At 64.3% G+C, this 16,850-nt stretch carries 18 protein-coding genes; 11 read left to right on the top strand and 7 right to left on the bottom strand.

The annotated features are described in order from the left end of the window. Positions 1 to 29: 29 nt before the first annotated feature. Positions 30 to 767 carry a GntR family transcriptional regulator gene (locus tag AB4Y44_RS21530; RefSeq protein WP_368700833.1) on the bottom strand — a complete coding sequence of 246 codons (738 nt, stop codon included), beginning with the start codon at positions 765 to 767 and terminating at the stop codon, positions 30 to 32. Positions 768 to 1,140: 373 nt separating this feature from the next. Here AB4Y44_RS21530 and AB4Y44_RS21525 point away from each other — a divergent pair, with 373 nt between their 5' ends. The 5 genes from AB4Y44_RS21525 to AB4Y44_RS21505 all read left to right on the top strand — a co-directional run bounded on the left by AB4Y44_RS21525 (position 1,141) and on the right by AB4Y44_RS21505 (position 5,275). Beyond that, the gene (locus AB4Y44_RS21525; protein ID WP_342923008.1) at positions 1,141 to 1,986 is read left to right on the top strand and encodes a gallate dioxygenase; all 846 of its coding nucleotides are present in this window, start codon (positions 1,141 to 1,143) and stop codon (positions 1,984 to 1,986) included. After that, the gene (locus AB4Y44_RS21520) at positions 1,983 to 2,342 is read left to right on the top strand and encodes a protocatechuate 3,4-dioxygenase (RefSeq protein WP_324157852.1); all 360 of its coding nucleotides are present in this window, start codon (positions 1,983 to 1,985) and stop codon (positions 2,340 to 2,342) included. The genes AB4Y44_RS21525 and AB4Y44_RS21520 overlap by 4 nt, the downstream gene beginning before the upstream one ends. Before the next feature lie 253 nt (positions 2,343 to 2,595). Then, a complete protein-coding gene (locus tag AB4Y44_RS21515; protein ID WP_368700853.1) occupies positions 2,596 to 3,651 on the top strand; it encodes a porin in 1,056 nt (351 codons plus the stop codon). Between the two features lie 160 nt (positions 3,652 to 3,811). Then, the gene (locus tag AB4Y44_RS21510; protein ID WP_368700832.1) at positions 3,812 to 4,921 is read left to right on the top strand and encodes an NAD(P)/FAD-dependent oxidoreductase; all 1,110 of its coding nucleotides are present in this window, start codon (positions 3,812 to 3,814) and stop codon (positions 4,919 to 4,921) included. 60 nt (positions 4,922 to 4,981) lie between these two features. Then, entirely contained in the window at positions 4,982 to 5,275 is a 294-nt protein-coding gene (locus AB4Y44_RS21505; RefSeq protein ID WP_342923006.1) for an antibiotic biosynthesis monooxygenase, read from the top strand. A 24-nt stretch (positions 5,276 to 5,299) separates the two neighbouring features. Here AB4Y44_RS21505 and AB4Y44_RS21500 read toward each other — a convergent pair whose 3' ends face one another. Both AB4Y44_RS21500 and AB4Y44_RS21495 read right to left on the bottom strand, forming a co-directional pair. Next, positions 5,300 to 6,421 (bottom strand): CmpA/NrtA family ABC transporter substrate-binding protein, encoded by a 1,122-nt coding sequence (locus tag AB4Y44_RS21500; protein WP_368700831.1) that lies wholly within the window; start codon positions 6,419 to 6,421, stop codon positions 5,300 to 5,302. A 19-nt stretch (positions 6,422 to 6,440) separates the two neighbouring features. After that, the gene (locus AB4Y44_RS21495; protein WP_342923004.1) at positions 6,441 to 7,025 is read right to left on the bottom strand and encodes an ANTAR domain-containing protein; all 585 of its coding nucleotides are present in this window, start codon (positions 7,023 to 7,025) and stop codon (positions 6,441 to 6,443) included. A 410-nt stretch (positions 7,026 to 7,435) separates the two neighbouring features. Here AB4Y44_RS21495 and AB4Y44_RS21490 point away from each other — a divergent pair, with 410 nt between their 5' ends. After that, a complete protein-coding gene (locus tag AB4Y44_RS21490; protein ID WP_342923003.1) occupies positions 7,436 to 9,202 on the top strand; it encodes a sulfate permease in 1,767 nt (588 codons plus the stop codon). Between the two features lie 64 nt (positions 9,203 to 9,266). Here the strand turns inward: AB4Y44_RS21490 and AB4Y44_RS21485 are convergent, their stop codons facing one another. Together AB4Y44_RS21485 and AB4Y44_RS21480 are read right to left on the bottom strand one after the other, a co-directional pair. Further along, complete coding sequence (locus tag AB4Y44_RS21485; RefSeq protein ID WP_368700830.1) at positions 9,267 to 10,286, bottom strand: alcohol dehydrogenase; 1,020 nt, start codon at positions 10,284 to 10,286, stop codon at positions 9,267 to 9,269. A 117-nt stretch (positions 10,287 to 10,403) separates the two neighbouring features. Then, positions 10,404 to 11,351, bottom strand: coding sequence for a LysR family transcriptional regulator (locus tag AB4Y44_RS21480; protein ID WP_368700829.1), 948 nt, complete (start codon positions 11,349 to 11,351; stop codon positions 10,404 to 10,406). A 108-nt stretch (positions 11,352 to 11,459) separates the two neighbouring features. Between AB4Y44_RS21480 and AB4Y44_RS21475 the strand changes: the two genes are divergently transcribed. From AB4Y44_RS21475 to AB4Y44_RS21465, 3 genes are all read left to right on the top strand, one after another. Next, on the top strand, positions 11,460 to 11,861 hold the full coding sequence (locus AB4Y44_RS21475; protein ID WP_368700828.1) for a hypothetical protein: 402 nt from the start codon (positions 11,460 to 11,462) through the stop codon (positions 11,859 to 11,861). A gap of 67 nt (positions 11,862 to 11,928) precedes the next feature. Next, entirely contained in the window at positions 11,929 to 12,657 is a 729-nt protein-coding gene (locus tag AB4Y44_RS21470; RefSeq protein WP_368700827.1) for a glutathione S-transferase N-terminal domain-containing protein, read from the top strand. Between the two features lie 28 nt (positions 12,658 to 12,685). After that, positions 12,686 to 13,318, top strand: a complete 633-nt coding sequence (locus AB4Y44_RS21465) for a LysE family translocator (RefSeq protein ID WP_368700826.1) — start codon at positions 12,686 to 12,688, stop codon at positions 13,316 to 13,318. 66 nt (positions 13,319 to 13,384) lie between these two features. On the opposite strand, the gene AB4Y44_RS21460 is transcribed toward AB4Y44_RS21465, so the two are convergent. Beyond that, the gene (locus AB4Y44_RS21460; RefSeq protein WP_368700825.1) at positions 13,385 to 14,284 is read right to left on the bottom strand and encodes a LysR family transcriptional regulator; all 900 of its coding nucleotides are present in this window, start codon (positions 14,282 to 14,284) and stop codon (positions 13,385 to 13,387) included. Positions 14,285 to 14,473: 189 nt separating this feature from the next. On the opposite strand from AB4Y44_RS21460, the gene AB4Y44_RS21455 reads away from it, so the two are divergent. Further along, on the top strand, positions 14,474 to 15,250 hold the full coding sequence (locus AB4Y44_RS21455) for an SDR family NAD(P)-dependent oxidoreductase (RefSeq protein WP_368700824.1): 777 nt from the start codon (positions 14,474 to 14,476) through the stop codon (positions 15,248 to 15,250). On the opposite strand, the gene AB4Y44_RS21450 is transcribed toward AB4Y44_RS21455, so the two are convergent. Then, positions 15,235 to 15,855 (bottom strand): TetR/AcrR family transcriptional regulator, encoded by a 621-nt coding sequence (locus tag AB4Y44_RS21450; protein ID WP_368700823.1) that lies wholly within the window; start codon positions 15,853 to 15,855, stop codon positions 15,235 to 15,237. The genes AB4Y44_RS21455 and AB4Y44_RS21450 overlap by 16 nt on opposite strands. Positions 15,856 to 16,036: 181 nt before the next feature. Here AB4Y44_RS21450 and AB4Y44_RS21445 point away from each other — a divergent pair, with 181 nt between their 5' ends. Further along, entirely contained in the window at positions 16,037 to 16,807 is a 771-nt protein-coding gene (locus tag AB4Y44_RS21445; protein WP_368700822.1) for an alpha/beta hydrolase, read from the top strand. The last annotated feature ends 43 nt before the right edge of the window (positions 16,808 to 16,850 follow it).

The following is a 16,850-nucleotide window of genomic DNA, read 5'->3' as shown; positions in this document are numbered from 1 at the left end:
GTCTTTTTGGGTGGGATACGCGCCGTGTCTCATGCGGCGACCGTGGCAACCGTGCCAACTGCGGCGGCGTCGCCGACCGTGCTCAGATGCAGCCGGTCGACCGAGAGATTGAGGCTCTCCTTCGAAATATGCGTGTGCTCTTTCATCAGCGCCTCGACGCGCGCGCCTTCGCCGTTCACGAGCGCGCCGACAATGGCGTGATGCTGGCGGTGCGCATACGAGAGCATCATGAACTGACGCTGCTGCGCGGCCTTGTCGAACACCACCGTGCCCGGCGAGACGAATGGAATCTTGTCGTTGAGCCCGAGCGCGGCGCTCACCGCAAGATTGTGCGCCGCTTCCACAATCAGTGCGTGGAAGCGGCCGTTCATCGTGGCGTAGCGCGTTTCCGCTTCGCTGTCGAGCACGCCGGCCGCGAAAATCGCGTCGCCTTCGCGCAGGCAGTCTTCGAGCGCGCGCGCGAGCGCTGCGTCCACGCCGCGCTCGGCGACCGTGCGTGCGGCGAGCCCTTCGAGCACGCCGCGCACGTCGATGGCGTTGAGCACGTCGGTCACCGAAAAGCGCCGCACGGTGTAGCCGCGCGCGCCCGAACGCTCGACGAGGCCTTCGGTGGCGAGCACACTCAGCGCATAGCGCAGCGGCGTGCGCGAAATGCCGAGGCGCTCGGCGAGCTGCGCCTCGACGAGCCGCTCGCCGGGCTCGAGGTCGCCGGAGAGGATGCGCGTGCGCAGCGCCTGCACGATGGTTTGCTGGGTCGTCCCGTTCATGTCATGTGTGAATCGCAGCGGGCGCGGCGCGCGGCGCATGGCGCGCGCGGCCCTTGCGAGTTCGTTCTTTTGATATCTGTTTCGCTTATGAGGGGGTTGCCGGGGCGGATCGGCCGCAGTTCCCGCAACAGGGTTTCAGGATACCAAAATCCTTTGCGGCGCGCGGGTTTGCGCGATCGGCCAAGTGTGCGCAAGCGCGCACAAGCCTTGAATTCAAGAGGGAAAGAGAAAAATTCGTGGTTAACCCTTGCTTACGGTTTGGGCGGCGTTTTTGTAATTTCGTATCCCAAGTGATGGATCGAAGGCGTCTGCCGACGCATCCGGTCCAGCGCGGCGCGAGTGCGCCGCATGAACAGCAGCAGAGGGCAAGATCATGGCAAGAATAGTGGGCGGCATCGGCACATCGCACGTGCCGACAATCGGCATGGCATACGACAAGGGCAAGCAGAACGAACCCGCGTGGGCGCCGCTCTTCCAGGGGTACGAACCGGTCGCGCAGTGGCTCGCCGAACGCAAGCCGGACGCGCTCGTGATGTTCTACAACGACCACGCCAACAGTTTCTTCTTCGACTGCTACCCGACGTTCGCGCTGGGCGTTTCCGCCAGGCACGAGTTCGCCGACGAAGGCGCGGGCAAGCGCGCGCTGCCGGACATCGCGGGCCACCCCGATCTCGCGATCCATATCGCCGAGCAGCTCGTCAACGACGAGTTCGATCTCACGATCTTCCAGGACAAGCCGCTCGACCACGGCTGCAACTCGCCGCTCTCGCTCATGCTGCCGCACGAAGGCGGCTGGCCCGCGGCGCTGGTGCCGATCCAGGTGAACGTGCTCCAGTATCCGCTGCCCACGGCCAACCGCTGCTACCGGATCGGCCAGGCGCTGCGCCGCGCGATCGAATCGTTCGAGCAGGATCTCGACGTGGTGGTGGTCGGCACGGGCGGCCTTTCGCACCAGGTGCACGGCGAACGCAGCGGTTACAACAACACCGAATGGGACATGGAGTTCCTCGATCTGATCGTGAACGATCCGGAGCGCCTCGCACGCATGAAGCACGTGGACTACGTGCGCCTTGGCGGCGCGGAAAGCGTGGAGACGATCATGTGGCTCGCCATGCGCGGGGCGCTGGGCGGCAAGATCCGCGAAGTCCATCGCAACTACTATCTCGCGACCAGCACGGCGATGGCGGTCACGGTGTACGAAGAAGAGGGCCGGCAATGAATCCGCAACTGGTTGGCATCGAGGAACTGACGGGCACGTACCCCTTCGACATTCGCCAGAGCATGAAGGCCATGCGCCTGAATCGCTTCTTCTGGGAAATGCGCCTGCCGCAGGCGCGCGACCTGTGGCTGCGCGACCGCACGGCCGCCTACGACGCCGCCGCGCTCACCAGCGAGGAGCGCGCGCTCGTCGATGCGACAGACTGGCTCGGCCTCATTCAATACGGCGTGTGCTTCTTCGTGCTCGAGAAGTTCGCGCGCGTGGTGAAGATCACGAATCTCGGCATGTACGCGAGCATGCGCGGCGAAACCCTCGAAGCGTTCCTGAAGACGCGCAAGGTGCCCGACGCGGTCTGAGCGTTTGCCTGGCCGTTTGATTTCCTGAATCGCTTTTGCGTTCGGGCGGGCGCTTCGCCCACCCGAACGCGTTTGACCCGCGCGGCCCCACACGCCGCGCGCTTCTCTTGCGTCTCGCCGGATCTCGGGGCGGCGAGAGCGCTACCCTTCGATGCTCGAAAAACAGGTTTGTTCAAAACAGGAGACTTGGAGAATGCAGGATCATAAGCAGTACAAAAAAATTGCATTGGCGATTACGGGGGCCATCGGTGTGATGGCGTGTGCCGCACCGGCGTTCGCGCAAAGCAGCGTGACGCTCTACGGCATGATGGACACGGGCATTACCTACGTGAGCAACCAGGGCGGCAAGCACAACGTCAAGATGGACGACGGCGTGAACGGCCCGAACCTCTGGGGCATGACCGGCACGGAAGACCTGGGCGGCGGCACGAAGGCCTTCTTCCAGCTCGTCAACCAGTTCCAGGTGGACAACGGCGCGTTCATGCCGAACAAGAGTCTCTTCAGCCGTACGTCGATTCTGGGTCTGAGCAACGACAAGCTGGGCAAGCTCACGCTCGGTAACCAGTACGACTTCATGACGGACTCGCTGTATTTCGCGGGCAACGATCCGGCGGAGCTCTCGGGCCACTTCTACGATTTCCGCGCGGGTCCGTTCCAGAAGCTCGCGCTGCCGAACAACCCGACTGGTTCGTTCGACTGGGACCGCATGGCTGGCGAAACCGTCAACAACTCGGTGAAGTATCTGTCGCCGACGTTCGGCGGCTTCAGCGCGGGCGCGATGTACAGCTTCGGCGGCGTGGCCGGTTCGATCGGCACGGCCAATGGCACGAGCTTCGCGCTGAACTACTCGGCACATGATTTCGGCGTGAACGCGGCCTATACGAACCTCAAGACCGTCGTGACGGGCGAAGGCGACGTGAGCGTGCGCAACTGGGGTATCGGCGCGCACTACCGTTTCGGCGGCTGGATCACGAACGCGCTCTTTACCACCGTGCATAACTCAGCCAACGGCGGCTCGGTGTATCAGGGCTCGGTGGGCGCGCACTACAACTTCACGCCTGCACTCAGCGCCGGCGCGTCGTACATGTACATGAAGGGCAACGAGGTGGTCGACAACAATCACGCGCACCAGGTCGCAGCGATCGTCGATTACGCGCTTTCCAAGCGCACCAGCGTGTACGTGCTGGGCGTGTACCAGCGCGCCAGCTCGGGCGGTCTTGCGCAGATCAACGGCATGAACTCCTCGGATGGTGCTTCGAGCGGTCAGAGCCAGGCGGTTGCTCGCGTGGGCCTGCATACGCACTTCTGATGCCCCTCTAGTTTCATCATCTCCGGTAGTTGTTTGACGCCGCCCGATCGGCTGATCGGGCGGCGTTTTTTCATGGTGCGCATCCTTTCACGAAAGGCTCGCGAATTGGGCAAAATAATGCCAGTCGCAACAGCACTCGCGTGACGAGGAAGGAAGTCTCATGACGGATACCGTGGATTGCGTCGTAATCGGCGCGGGTGTGGTCGGGCTCGCGGTTGCGCGCGCGTGCGCCCAGCAGGGCTGGGAAACCGTCCTCGTCGAGGCGGAAAACGCCATCGGCACGGGCACCAGCTCGCGCAACAGCGAAGTGATACACGCGGGCATTTACTACCCGCAAGGCTCACTCAAGGCGCGCTTGTGCGTGCAAGGAAAGCACAAGCTGTACGCGTATTGCGAAGAGAAGAGCGTGGAGTTCAGCCGTTGCGGCAAGTTCATCGTCGCGACGCACGAAGGGCAACTCGACGCGCTGCGAGCGATTCGCGCGGCGGCCGCCGCCAACGGCGTGAACGACCTGCGCTGGCTCGACCGTGGCGAGGCGCGCGCACGGGAACCCGCGCTCAATTGCGTGGCGGCGCTCGAATCGCCCTCCACGGGCATCGTCGACAGCCACGGTTTGATGCTCGCGCTACAGGGCGACTTCGAAGCGGCGGGCGGCATGCTCGCGTTTTGCTCGCCGGTCACGGGGGGCCTCGTGCGGCCGGGCCAGCCGACGCTCCTCAAGGTAGGCGGCGACGAGCCGATGGAGTTGCTCGCCACGCGCGTCGTGAACAGTGCGGGCCTCTACGCGCAGCAGATCGCGGCATGCATCGAAGGCGTGCCGGCGCGATCGATTCCGCCGGGGCGCTACGCGAAGGGCAATTACTACTCGCTGGCGGGCGCGGCGCCGTTTTCGCGGCTCATCTATCCGGTGCCGGAGGAAGGGGGCCTGGGCGTGCACCTGACGATCGACCTTGGCGGCCAGGCGCGCTTCGGTCCCGACGTGGAGTGGATCGACACGATCGACTACACCGTGGACCCGGGCCGCGCGGCGAAATTCTACGAGGCAATTCGCACCTACTGGCCCGCGCTGCCTGACGACGCGCTGCAACCGGGTTATGCTGGCATTCGCCCGAAGCTGGCCGAGGGCAAGCATGGCGGCGACTTCGTGATCCAGGGCGCGCGCGAGCACGGCGTGAGCGGGCTCGTGAACCTCTACGGCATCGAGTCGCCGGGGCTGACGGCTTCGCTCGCGATTGCGGACGAAGTGATCGAACGCCTGAACACACATTGACTGCAGTGGCGGATCAAACGCGAACCAACGCGAATCAACGCGAATCACAAGGAGAACAGGATGGTCTATGAGATGGCGCACATCACGGTGAGCGCAGGCAAGAACGCCGAATTCGAGGCAGCCGTGGCGCAGGCGCTGCCGCTCTTTCACCGCGCACGCGGCTGCCACGGCGTGGAACTGCAGCGCGGCGTGGAAGAGCCGAACCAGTATGTGCTCGTCGTGCAGTGGGATACCGTCGAGGATCACATGGTGCACTTTCGCGAGTCGGACGACTTTCAGGAATGGCGCCGCCTCGTCGGCCCGTACTTCGAGAAGCCGCCTGTCGTGGGGCATACGCAGGTCGTCGTGAAGTAAGCGGCTGAGCGCGGCCAGCCGCGCTTACGCCTTGATGCCGAACCCTTCCACATACCCCACCGCGTCTTCTCCGTCCCAGACGCGTCCATCGACGAACGGCGCGGTGGCCGTCTCTGCCGGCAGCGCGATTCCCATCGCCGCCGCCGCTTGCCCGTACAGCGCCGTCTGGTTCAAGCCGCGCGCGATCTCGCGATAGTCGCTTCGGCGCGCGATCATGCCCCATCGTTCGAACTGCGTCAGAAACCACACGCCTTCGGATTCGTGCGGATAATTCACGCGGCCTTCCTCGAAGAACTTCATGCCTGGCGCGCGCAATGCCGCGTCCGCTTCGAGCCGTGCCGCGATCAGCGCGGCGTCCACATCCAGCATCTCCGGGCGTGCGAGCCACTGCGCAATCTCGCGTCGATTGCCTTCGCCGTCCAGCCAGCGGCACGCTTCGAGCATCGTCTGCACGAGCGCGCGCGCGGTGTTCGGATGGCGTTGCACGAAATCGCGCCGGCAGGCGAGCACCTTCTCGGGATGATCCGGCCAGATCGCCCCGCTCGCGATGAGCGTGCGCCCCACGCCGCGCTGCTGCGCGAGCCCTGGCCAAGGTTCGCCCACGCACAGGCCGTCGAGGCGATCTTCGGCGAGTGCCGCCACCATCTGCGGCGGCGGTATCACCACGCTCTCGATGTCACGCAGCGGATGCACGCCCTGCGAAGCGAGCCAGTAGTACAGCCACATCGCGTGCGTGCCGGTGGGGAAGGTCTGCGCGAACACGGGCTTGCGCGCCAGCGTGGCGAGCGCGCGAGGCAGCGAGCCGTGTTCGGCGAGCGCATCCGCGAGACGGTTCGAGAGCGTAATGGCCTGGCCGTTGCGGTTGAGTACCATCAGCACGGCCATGTCGGTCTGCGGGCCACCCAGGCCGAGCTGCACGCCGTAGACGAGCCCGTAGAGCGAATGCGCGGCGTCGAGTTCGCCGGACAGCAGCTTGTCGCGCAGCGCGGCCCACGAGGGCTGGCGCGAGAGCTCGAGCGTGAGGCCGTGCGCGTGGCCGAACTCCAGCAGCTTCGCGGCGACGAGCGGCGCGGCGTCGGCGAGCGGCACGAAGCCGATCTTCAGATGGGTTTTCTCGGGCGCGGCGAGGGTAGGGGTGGCGTTCATGGGCGAGCTTCGTTCCTGCTCAATCGGGTCGTTCCTGCGCTTGCGCGAGCGCGACGATCTGGCGGGCGACTTCGGCGAGCTTCACGCTCTGGTTCATCGCGCGCTTGCGCAGCGCCGCGTAGGCAGCGGGCTCGGTCAGTTTCTGTTGCTCCATCAGGATGCGCTTCGCGCGGTCGATCAGCTTGCGCTCGGCCAGCTCGTTTTCGGCCTGCGTGAGACGCTCGCGCAACTGCGCTTCCTGGGCGAAGCGCGCGAGCGCGACTTCGAGGATCGGCGCAAGGCGCTCGCTCGCGAGCCCTTCCACGAGATAGGCGGTCACGCCCGCGTTCACGGCCGAGCGGATCAGCTGCTGGTTGGCGTCGTGGCTGAACATCAGTACCGGGCGCGGCGCGGTGGCGTTCATCACCGCGAGCTGTTCGAGCGTGTCGCGCGAGGGCGACTCGGTGTCGATGATGATGACGTCGGGCCGCTCGCGCTCGACGACGCGATGCAGCGCCTGCGGCGTCGCGGGCTCGGCGAGCATGTCGTAGCCGAGCCTGGCGAGCGCGTCGCGCAGGTCGCCGATTGGCTTGTCGGTGTCGGTTACGAGCAGTACGCGCAGCATGGAGATTCGGTGATCGTCGGCATGAAGTCTTCGACGGTTAATCGGTGCATTGCGCGCCATCGCTGGGCGCGCTGGAAAGTTCAGCAAGGTGCGTGCCAGTTTGTCAGCTGGCCGCAAAGCCTTGCTGGATGGGGTTTTGGGCGCGCCGCGCGGAAACGCGGCGCGCAACCCGTTGTGCACCGCAGCAGTGCAGAAGCGATACGTCGCACCCGGTTGGCACAGTGGCTGCGGGCGATGCCCGAAAAAGTGCGGGAAGGCGGTGTGAAACCGTGTTCAGGATTCCCGAGTCGGGACGGGCGAACGCGGCTTCTTTTGTGACACGCATATTTCACCTATTCTTTTTAGCGCACGCCGTCGGCTCCACGATTCCCAGCGCCAGCATTCTCATGACAATTAACCGGCCAATGGAAATGGAAAGACCTGCCTCTCCCAACGCACAGCCTGCCAGTGCGACCGCAAGCCAGCCCTGGCTGCGCTGGCTGCCCGGCGTCACGTTGCTCAAGACTTATCAACGCGGCTGGTTGCTCAACGATCTCGCTGCGGGACTCGTGCTGACCACCATGCTCGTGCCGGTCGGCATTGCTTATGCGGCGGCGTCCGGTGTGCCCGGTGTCTATGGCCTCTATGCCACGATCATTCCGTTGCTGGCCTATGCCATTTTCGGGCCCAGCCGCATTCTCGTGCTCGGCCCCGACTCCGCGCTTGCCGCGCCGATACTCGCCGTGGTGGTGCAGGTCGCGGGCGGCGACCCCGCACGCGCCATTGGCGTGGCGAGCATGATGGCGATCGTTTCGGGTCTCGTCTGCGTCGTCATGGGGCTGTTGCGCCTCGGCTTCATCACGGAGCTGTTGTCCAAGCCCATTCGATACGGCTACATGAACGGCATCGCGCTCGCCGTGCTGATCAGCCAGTTGCCGAAGCTCTTTGCCGTTTCCATCGACGAGCAGGGCCCGATGAGAGACCTGCTCAGCCTCGCCCAGGCGCTCGCGCGCGGCGAGGCAAACTGGTACAGCTTCGCCGTGGGCGCGGGAAGCCTCGTGCTGATCCTCGTGCTCAAGCGCTTCGACAAGGTGCCCGGCATCCTGATCGCCGTGATCGTGGCCACGCTCTCGGTCAGTCTGCTTCATCTCGACACCCTGGGCGTGAAAGTGCTGGGCACGATTCCCCAGGGCTTGCCTGGACTTTCGCTGCCGTGGGTCGCCAACGCGGACTTCGTCAAGATCGTGCTGGGCGGCGCGGCCGTCGCGTTGATCGCCTTCGCCGATACGAGCGTGCTTTCGCGCACCTATGCGGCGCGCTTTCATGCGCGCGTCGACCCGAACCAGGAGATGGTGGGCCTCGGCGTGGCGAACTTCGCGGCCGGCTTGTTCCAGGGCTTTCCGATCAGCAGCAGCGCCTCGCGCACGCCGGTTGCCGAAGCCGCGGGTGCCCGCACACAGCTAACCGGCGTAGTCGGCGCGCTCGCCGTGGCGGCGCTGCTCATGGTCGCGCCCAACCTGTTGCGCTATTTGCCCAATAGCGCGCTCGCCGCCGTGGTGATCGCCGCCGCGCTCGGGCTGTTCGAAATCGCGGATCTCAAACGCATCTACCGGATTCAGCAGTGGGAGTTCTGGCTGTCGATCGGTTGCTTCGTGGCAGTCGCGGTTTTCGGGGCGATTCCCGGCATTGGCCTCGCCGTCCTGATCGCCGTGATCGAATTCCTCTGGGACGGCTGGCGGCCTCATTTCGCGGTGCTCGGCCGCGTGGAAGGGTTGCGCGGCTATCACGACATCGAGCGCTATCCCGAAGCCGTGCGCACGCCGGGTCTCGTGCTGTTTCGCTGGGACGCGCCGCTGTTCTTCGCGAATGCCGAGTTGTTCCAGCAGCGCCTGATGGAAGCGGTGGAAGCGTCGCCCACGCCGGTGCGCCGGGTCGTGGTGGCGGCGGAGCCCGTGACGAGCGTGGACGTCACGTCCGCCGACATGCTGCGCGAACTGACCCATGCGCTGCGCGAGCGCGGCATCGTGCTGCATTTCGCGGAGATGAAGGACCCGGTGCGCGACAAGCTCAAGCGCTTCGATTTGCTCGAAGACATCGGCCCGGACCGCTTCGATCCGACCGTCAGCAGTGCTGTCGATCGCTATGTCGACGAGACCGGCCTCGCAAAGGACGAAGCCGGGCCGCAAGCGGGACGGTAGCGCAAAGCCGATGCGGTGCCGGCCTCGCAGCGCCGCATCGCAACGCACTTCGCCTCGATGCGCGTCAGGCGCCGGGCTTGAGCACCACGCGAAAGCGCGCCTTGCCGCTCATCATCCGCTCATAGGCTTCTGCCGCGCGCGACAGCGGATATTCCTCGATCATCGGCTTCACGCCCGAGAGCGCGCTGAATGCCAGGGTCTCCTGAGAATCGGCGGCGGTGCCCGAGGGCCAGCCCTGCACCGAGTGGCGGCCCATGATGAACTGCGTGATCGGCACTTCCACGGGTTCCTCCGACACGCCGATCATGATCAGCTTGCCGTTCAGGCCGAGCCCGCCCAGCGCAGCGCTCATGGCTTTGCCGCTCGTGGCCGTGGCGAGGATCACGCGCGCGCCGCCCAGCGCAAGCAGGGCTTGCGCAACGTCCTGCGAGGAACTGTCGATGTAGTGATGCGCGCCGAGTTGTTTCGCGAGCGGCGCCTTGTCCTGCCCGCGCGCGATGGCGACGGTGACGAAGCCCATTTTGCGGGCGTACTGCACGCCGAGATGGCCGAGACCGCCAATGCCGAGAATCGCCACGACATCGCCCGCGCGTGCGCCGCTGTGGCGCAGCGCGTTGAAGGTGGTGATGCCCGCGCACAGGAGCGGCGCGGCGTCGACGTCGGCGAGGTCGTCGGGCATGCGTGCGAGCGCTTCCTGCGGCGCCACCATGTAGTCAGCATAGCCGCCGTCGTAGCTGATGCCGGGAATCTGGCCGTTCTTGCAGAGCACGAAGTCGCCGTGGCGGCAGTGTTCGCAATGGCCGCAGTGGCCACCGTGCCAGCCCACGCCGATGCGCTGCCCGACCTTCCATTCGTCGACGCGCGCGCCGAGCTTTTCGATCACGCCTGCAATCTCGTGGCCGGGCACGCGAGGAAACTGCAGGCCGGGCCACTGGCCTTCCTTCGTGAGCGAATCGCTGTGGCAGATCCCGCAGGCCTGCACCTTGACGAGGACGTGTCCCTCGGGCGGCTCGGGAATATCGCGCTCGACCAGTTCGAGAGGGGCACCCGGTTTTGCTACCTGCACTACGTGCATCTTTGGCATCGTCTGCTCCTTGGATAGTGAGGTTTCCGCCGATGATGTCGTGGCGACGTGTGGCTACTGCGACATTGTAGGACGATGGTGCGGGCGCTTCGCGCTGCGCGGCGTGGGGGAAGTTTGTTAGCGTTTGGCGCCCGCTTTTACGCGAACTTTTCCATCGCCCGCCGTGCGGCTCTTCATATGATCGATGAACGCCCGCAGTTTCGGCATGACCTGGCGGCGGCCCGGATAGCAGAGAAACACCCCCGGCCTCACCGGCGCGTAGGCCTCCAGCACCTCGATCAGTTCACCCGCTCTCAACCCGACAGCGGCCAGCGGCTCGGGTACCTGGGCGAGGCCCAGGCCTTCCAGTGCGGCGCCGAGCACGGTGGGAAAGTCACTGGCGATGAGGGGGCCGGATACGGCGATCTCGAGCGGCTGGTCTTCGTCGTTGAACGACCATAGGGCGAGCGCGCCATTGGACCGCCGCCATCGCAAGCAGGCATGCTGGCGCAGGTCGTTCGGGTGAGCGGGCGGACTGAAGCCGGCGAAGTAGCCAGGGCTGCCGACGACGATGAGGCGGAATGGCGGCGTCATCGGCACCGCGACCATATCGGGAGCAACGAGATGCCCCTGCCGGATGGCGGCGTCGAATCCTTCGGCAGCAAGGTCGGTCACCTCCTTGCTCGCGGCAAGCTCCACCTCGACCTCGGGATAAGCCTTGCAGAACGATGTGACCAGCTCCAGCAGCGTGGGGATCACCGCGCGCGGCGCCGAGAGCCGCAGCAATCCAGCCGGGCGCTGGCCGAGTCCACGCGCAACCTCACTGGCGGCGACCAGTTCCTCGAAGGCGGGCCTGGCGCGCGCGAAAAACTGTTCGCCGGCTTCGGTCAAGCCGACACTGCGCGAGTTGCGGATGAAGAGCGCTGCGCCAATGCGCGCTTCGAGGACACGCACCGTCTGGCTGATCGCCGAGGGCGTCACACCGAGTTCCGCGGCCGCCTTGCGAAAACTGCGATGCTGGGCCACGCGCAGGAACACCTCCACGCCGTCCAGCGCGCCCTGCCTGACTGTGAAGTTCTGCTTCATGGCCCGTCAACAATGTGATGAATAGGCGCTTGCGAATAGCGATGATACCTTGGCACCAGCCATTGGGCCGGAGCATCAGCGGCTCACACCACAGTCACTGGACGCGGAATGAAACGCCTTCTTCCCAATTTGACCATAGCCTCTGTGCTGGTCGCTTCTGCTGGAGTTTCCATGTCGCAAACCACGCCTATGCCTGCCACGCCAACCACGAAGATTCTGGCGATTGGCACTTTTCCGCCGGGCACGGACATGCAACTTGCCCAGCACACGCTTCCGACCGAAGTGCGCGAGACGGCGCAGCTCTACCTCGAGGGCAAGATTGACCAGTGGTATTCACTGCAAGACCGGGCCGGGGTGGCGTTCATCCTGAACGTAACGGACGTCGATCAAGCGCATGACATGCTCGAGGCACTGCCCTTGGGGAAAGCGCATTTGATGACGTTTTCGCTCTTCCCGATTGGCCCCCTCAAGCCGTTGAGCAAGCTCTTGAATCCGCCTTCGCCCCAGTAGCAAGCGCTTGAGCGTGCCGGGCTGCAGCGCCGTTGGTTAATGATTTAACTCGTTGTCGGGATCGAACATGAAGCTTTATTACTCGCCGGGAGCATGCTCGCTTGTGTCGCATATCGTCGCACGCGAAGCGGGGATCGCAATTGAACTCGAGAAGGTGGACATGGCGTCGAAGCGCACGCAAGGCGGAATCGACTTTCTCACCATCAATCCAAAGGGAAACGTGCCGGTGCTCGAACTCGACGACGGAGCATGGCTTACGGAAGGTCCCGCCATCATGCAGTTTCTCGCGGATCTGAAGCCGGAACGCGATCTCGTTCCCCGTAACGGGACGATGGCGCGGTACCGTCTGCAGGAATGGCTTGGCTTCATCAATTCCGACTTGCACACGAGTTACGCGCCGCTCTTCAATCCAGCGATGCCCGGCCAGCACAGGCGTGGCCCCGACGGTGTATGGGAACTGGACGAAACGCTCGTGGATGAACGATATGTTGCCGTGCATATCGCTAACAAGGGTTTGTTCGTGTTTACAGCCTGTTCACACGCAGGTCTCATCAACGATTTGACTCACGCGGGCAATCGCTTTCCTGATGTGCCGATCTACGGGGTGCTGGGCGGCTTCCATTTGTCAGGTGCAACGGAAAGCATCATTCCGGACACTGTCGAAGCGCTGGAACCGTTCAATCCTGCTTTGATCGCCCCTGCGCATTGCACCGGCTGGCGGGCAATCGGCGCACTGGCAACACGGTTCAAGGATCGAGTCGTCTCGTCGGCGGTGGGCAAGCGCTTCGTCCTTTGACTAACGATCTATTCAACCTATTCCACTCATGACTGGACACGCCTTCATCTCGACCAACCTGCTGCTTGCCTACACAGCGTATTTCGTCGGCACGGCGAGTCCCGGGCCGAGCAACCTTGCAATCTTGTCCATCGCGGCCAGTCACGGCCGTAAAGCGGCGATGACGTTCGCGCTCGGTGTCATCTCGGGATCGATGTTCTGGGCGACGGTGGCGGCGCTGGGCGTGTCGGCAGCCTTGATTGCCTGGTCTCAATTCATCGTTGCAATCAAGATCTTCGGTGGTTTCTATCTCCTGTGGCTCGCCTTCAAATCCGGACGCAATGCGCTTTCGAGCGCCGCCACCTCGGCAGTGGAAGTGGAACGCGCACCGACACTGACGAGCGTCTACCTCCGCGGCGTGACGCTCCACCTCACCAATCCCAAAGCGATCCTCGTCTGGGTTTCCATTGTCGCGCTGTCGTCGAACGGCACGGGGTCTGCCCATAGTGCGGTCATTGCAGGCTGTGCGGCCATCGGATGCCTGGTGTTCGGCGGTTATGCGGTCGTGTTTTCGACGGCTTCGGCTCGCAGGCTGTACGTGCGGACCCGTCGCGCGCTGGAAGGATGCCTGGCCGTGGTATTCGGGATCGCCGGGATCAAGCTTCTCGCGACGCGGGTCTAGCTTCCGGTGTCGCTCGGGCCATTCGCGTTCGCGTTGAACTGGCGTTCGCTCTTCGGAGCGCGCCAGCTACCCACGCAACGTCGCCACGGGAAGTCTGGCGACCAGCTCGTCGAATACGACACGCACTCGCCTCGATACCGGGCCGCGTTGGGGACGGTAGACGGTTAGCTTCCAGGGCTCGGGATCGAGGCGGGGTAGAAGCCGGACGAGTTGACCTCGCTGAACATAAGGCCGAATCAGGTATTCGGTGCATTGGCTGAAGCCAATGCCCGCGCAAGCCGCTTCGATCTCCACGGAAGTGTCGTTGGTTACGAATGCGGGCGCGGCGGGCTGGAAGTGACGTTCTCCGCGGAACATCCATGGCCACGGTCGACCGCTCGCGGGGTCGATCAGGCACGTCACTGGTAGTGCTTCCAGGTCCTTCAGGTTCTTCGGTTCTCCCACCCGTTCGATCAATGCAGGTGAGGCGACGGTCCATACCGGTAGCGGACCGATCGCGCGCGCGACAAACCGGTTGTCGCCAATGGCGCCCACGCGCACGCCTACGTCGATCTGCTCGTCCACGACGGCCGAGGGGGCGTCCGAAAGTCTGAGGTCGGCAATCAGACCGGGATGGCGGGCCATCAATTCCATCAGGATCGGCTGTACGTAGCAGCGACCCAGCGCCGACGGCGCAGTAATGCGCACAATGCCCATGGCGTCGTCGCTCATGCTTGCCTCGCCGAACAGACCGTCGACGCCGGCTAACGCAGCCTGAGCGCGTGCGACGAACGACTGGCCGAACGTCGTGATCTGCACGCGCCGCGTATTCCGGTGGAACAGGGTTTCCCTCAGTTGTTCCTCGAGTTCACGCACCGCGCGCGTGACGACTTGCGGCGAAACGCCGAGTCGCGCGGCGGCTTCGCGAAAGCTCGTACACGACGAGGCGGCGAGGAAGATCCTCAGGAGATCAAGGCGATTGAGCATGATGATTCCTGCGCTGAGAATGATGCGTCATTGTCGTGGAAAATTCCCAAACCAGGAATTGTGAATGCGCGATTATTCCATTCACCTTCGAGCGCTCGATATCCATACTTCGTTCCAGGCGTGAGGCAACGTAGCCGTGAACAGCGCGCCGGACTCTGCGCAATATCCACTGGAACAAAGGACGACATCGTGAACACCATCAGCACACAACGGCAGCTCGAAGGAAAGATTGCACTCGTGACCGGCGCCAGCTCCGGCATCGGCCGCGCTTCGGCGGTCGAACTCGCCCGCCGCGGCGCAAAGGTCGTCGTGGCGGCCCGCCGCAAGGACGAACTCGACCAGCTCGTGCAGCAAATTTCGGCCGAGGGCGGCGAAGCGTCGGCCTTCGTGGCGGACGTTTCGAAAGAAGCCGACATCAAGCGACTCGTCGACTACACGGTGCAGACCTATGGGCGGCTCGACATCGCCTTCAACAATGCGGGAACCGAGGGCGTCTTCGCACCGCTCGTCGAACAGGATTCCGAAAGATTCGACATGGTCTTCGAGCTGAACGTGCGCGGCGTGTTGAACTCGATGAAATACGAAGCGGAAGTCATGCTCGCGCAAGGCTCGGGCAGCATCATCAACAACGCCTCGATGGGCGGCCTGATCGGCTTCGCGAACGCGTCGGTGTATATCGCCAGCAAGCACGCGGTAGTCGGCATGACCAAATCGGCGTCGATCGAATGGTTCCGCCAAGGCATACGCGTGAACGCACTGTGCCCGGGGTTGATCGAGACGCCGTTCCATCATCGCGGCATCTGGCCATCGGCCGAAGTGCAGCAGCAGTTCGCCGCCGGCACGCCCGCTGGCCGCTGGGGCACCGCCCAGGAGATGGCGACGATCGTGGCGTTCCTCGCCTCCGGCGACTCGAGCTACGTGTCGGGCCACGCCCTGGTGGCCGACGGCGGCTACTCGGTCGCCTGACCGGTGGAGCGTGCGCGTTTGCGCGGCTTCACCAGGCTTTCGACCGCACCCTCGGTCACCTGCTTGAACAGCTCGACGTTCGCATACGCGCGCGCAGCGAGCATGGCGCCGTACACCAGCGAGACGAGCGTGGCCGCTTCGGCGTGAACCGACGACTCCAGTTTGAGGAGATCGCCCTTCACGCCGGCTTCGAGCACCCGTTCAAGCCACGCAGTCAGATGATCGAAGAACGTCTTCACCCCTTGAGCCACTTCTTCGGGCAGCGAAGGGAGCTCGGCGCCCAGCATGCCCGCGACACAGAACGGAGCCGTGTCGTCGGCAATGCAGCGCTCCCAATGGCCGATGTAGGCGCGCAGCTGTGCGATGGCGTCCGCGCCGCTCGCCTCCAGTGCCGCCACGTCGGCGTCGAGCGCTTCCTGCCATTCGTTGAGCACAGCGACGACGAGATCGGTCTTGGCGGGGAAATGGTGGTGAATGCTGGCCTTGCGAATGTCGATCGCATCCGCGATGTCGGCATAGCTAAACCCGTTGTAGCCGCGCCGCATGATGAGCTGCCGTCCCGCCGCAATGATCCTGTCGGCCGTCTGCTCTCCACTCACTGTCATTTTGCCTACCATCTAGTCGGTTGAATTACCGACAGCTTACGCGCAGCGGGAACCAATTGCCACCCCAGGCCACTCCCAAAAATTCTTCTTGTCTCTCAGCCATCCTACTAGTAGGATGGCTACATCGAACAGGCAATGCCCTGTCGAGTTCTCAGATCACCTCACTCCCTGGAGCATGAAAATGAAGATTTCCTCATACGTAACCCGCATCGCCGCCGCCGTTGCTCTTTCCGCCGCCGCGCTCGGCTCGCAGGCCGCCACGGCCGCGCCGGTCAAGAACATCGTGCTCGTGCACGGCTACTTCGCCGACGGTTCGGGCTGGCAGGCCGTGTCGAAGATCCTCACGCGCGACGGCTACAAGGTGTCCGTGGTGCAGGAGCCGGAGACCTCGTTCGACGACGACGTGAAGGCGACGACCCGTGTCGTCGATGCCCAGGACGGCCCGAGCATCCTCGTCGGCCATAGCTACGGCGGCGCGGTCGTGACCGAGGCCGGCAACGACGACAAGGTCGCGGGTCTCGTCTACGTGGCCGCGTTCCAGCCCGACACGGGAGAATCGCCGCTCGAACTGACGAAGAAGACACCGCCGGCCACCCAGGCGATCAAGGCCACCGCTGACGGCCACCTGTATATCGACCCGGCCAATTTTCACGAGGATTTCGCCGCCGACCTGCCGGCCGCCGAGGCCCGCTTCATGGCCATCTCGCAGGTGACGCCCGCCGTGCAATCGTTCGGCGTTCCGATCACGCACGCCGCCTGGAGAACGAAGCCGAGCTGGGCCGTCGTGGCGACGGCGGACCGCGCGATCAATCCCGATCTGGAACGCTTCATGACCCACCGCGCAGGCAGCAAGACGGTCGAGATCAATTCGAGCCACGTGGTCTACATGTCGCATCCGGCGGAAGTGGCGAAGGTCATCGAGCAAGCCGCAGCGCAGTCGGGCAAAGAGTGATGCAGCGTGACGAGCCGCCTCCAGCCGCGCTACCGGCCGCGGC

It is taken from the genome of Paraburkholderia sp. BR10937 (genome assembly GCF_040965695.1).
Lineage (GTDB): Bacteria > Pseudomonadota > Gammaproteobacteria > Burkholderiales > Burkholderiaceae > Paraburkholderia.
The sequence above is the reverse complement of the archived record's forward strand: the minus strand, read 5'-3'. Positions and strand labels throughout refer to the sequence as shown.

What these genes read in the sequence shown, in the direction of transcription:
- AB4Y44_RS21480 (WP_368700829.1), bottom strand. Translation starts at nt 11,351, where the DNA reads ATGAAGCAGAACTTCACAGTCAGGCAGGGCGCGCTGGACGGCGTGGAG.
- AB4Y44_RS21515 (WP_368700853.1), top strand. Translation starts at nt 2,596, where the DNA reads ATGGCGTGTGCCGCACCGGCGTTCGCGCAAAGCAGCGTGACGCTCTAC.
- AB4Y44_RS21525 (WP_342923008.1), top strand. Translation starts at nt 1,141, where the DNA reads ATGGCAAGAATAGTGGGCGGCATCGGCACATCGCACGTGCCGACAATC.
- AB4Y44_RS21500 (WP_368700831.1), bottom strand. Translation starts at nt 6,421, where the DNA reads ATGAACGCCACCCCTACCCTCGCCGCGCCCGAGAAAACCCATCTGAAG.
- AB4Y44_RS21470 (WP_368700827.1), top strand. Translation starts at nt 11,929, where the DNA reads ATGAAGCTTTATTACTCGCCGGGAGCATGCTCGCTTGTGTCGCATATC.
- AB4Y44_RS21460 (WP_368700825.1), bottom strand. Translation starts at nt 14,284, where the DNA reads ATGCTCAATCGCCTTGATCTCCTGAGGATCTTCCTCGCCGCCTCGTCG.
- AB4Y44_RS21510 (WP_368700832.1), top strand. Translation starts at nt 3,812, where the DNA reads ATGACGGATACCGTGGATTGCGTCGTAATCGGCGCGGGTGTGGTCGGG.
- AB4Y44_RS21475 (WP_368700828.1), top strand. Translation starts at nt 11,460, where the DNA reads ATGAAACGCCTTCTTCCCAATTTGACCATAGCCTCTGTGCTGGTCGCT.
- AB4Y44_RS21520 (WP_324157852.1), top strand. Translation starts at nt 1,983, where the DNA reads ATGAATCCGCAACTGGTTGGCATCGAGGAACTGACGGGCACGTACCCC.
- AB4Y44_RS21530 (WP_368700833.1), bottom strand. Translation starts at nt 767, where the DNA reads ATGAACGGGACGACCCAGCAAACCATCGTGCAGGCGCTGCGCACGCGC.
- AB4Y44_RS21490 (WP_342923003.1), top strand. Translation starts at nt 7,436, where the DNA reads ATGGAAAGACCTGCCTCTCCCAACGCACAGCCTGCCAGTGCGACCGCA.
- AB4Y44_RS21450 (WP_368700823.1), bottom strand. Translation starts at nt 15,855, where the DNA reads ATGACAGTGAGTGGAGAGCAGACGGCCGACAGGATCATTGCGGCGGGA.
- AB4Y44_RS21465 (WP_368700826.1), top strand. Translation starts at nt 12,686, where the DNA reads ATGACTGGACACGCCTTCATCTCGACCAACCTGCTGCTTGCCTACACA.
- AB4Y44_RS21445 (WP_368700822.1), top strand. Translation starts at nt 16,037, where the DNA reads ATGAAGATTTCCTCATACGTAACCCGCATCGCCGCCGCCGTTGCTCTT.
- AB4Y44_RS21495 (WP_342923004.1), bottom strand. Translation starts at nt 7,025, where the DNA reads ATGCTGCGCGTACTGCTCGTAACCGACACCGACAAGCCAATCGGCGAC.
- AB4Y44_RS21485 (WP_368700830.1), bottom strand. Translation starts at nt 10,286, where the DNA reads ATGCCAAAGATGCACGTAGTGCAGGTAGCAAAACCGGGTGCCCCTCTC.
- AB4Y44_RS21505 (WP_342923006.1), top strand. Translation starts at nt 4,982, where the DNA reads ATGGTCTATGAGATGGCGCACATCACGGTGAGCGCAGGCAAGAACGCC.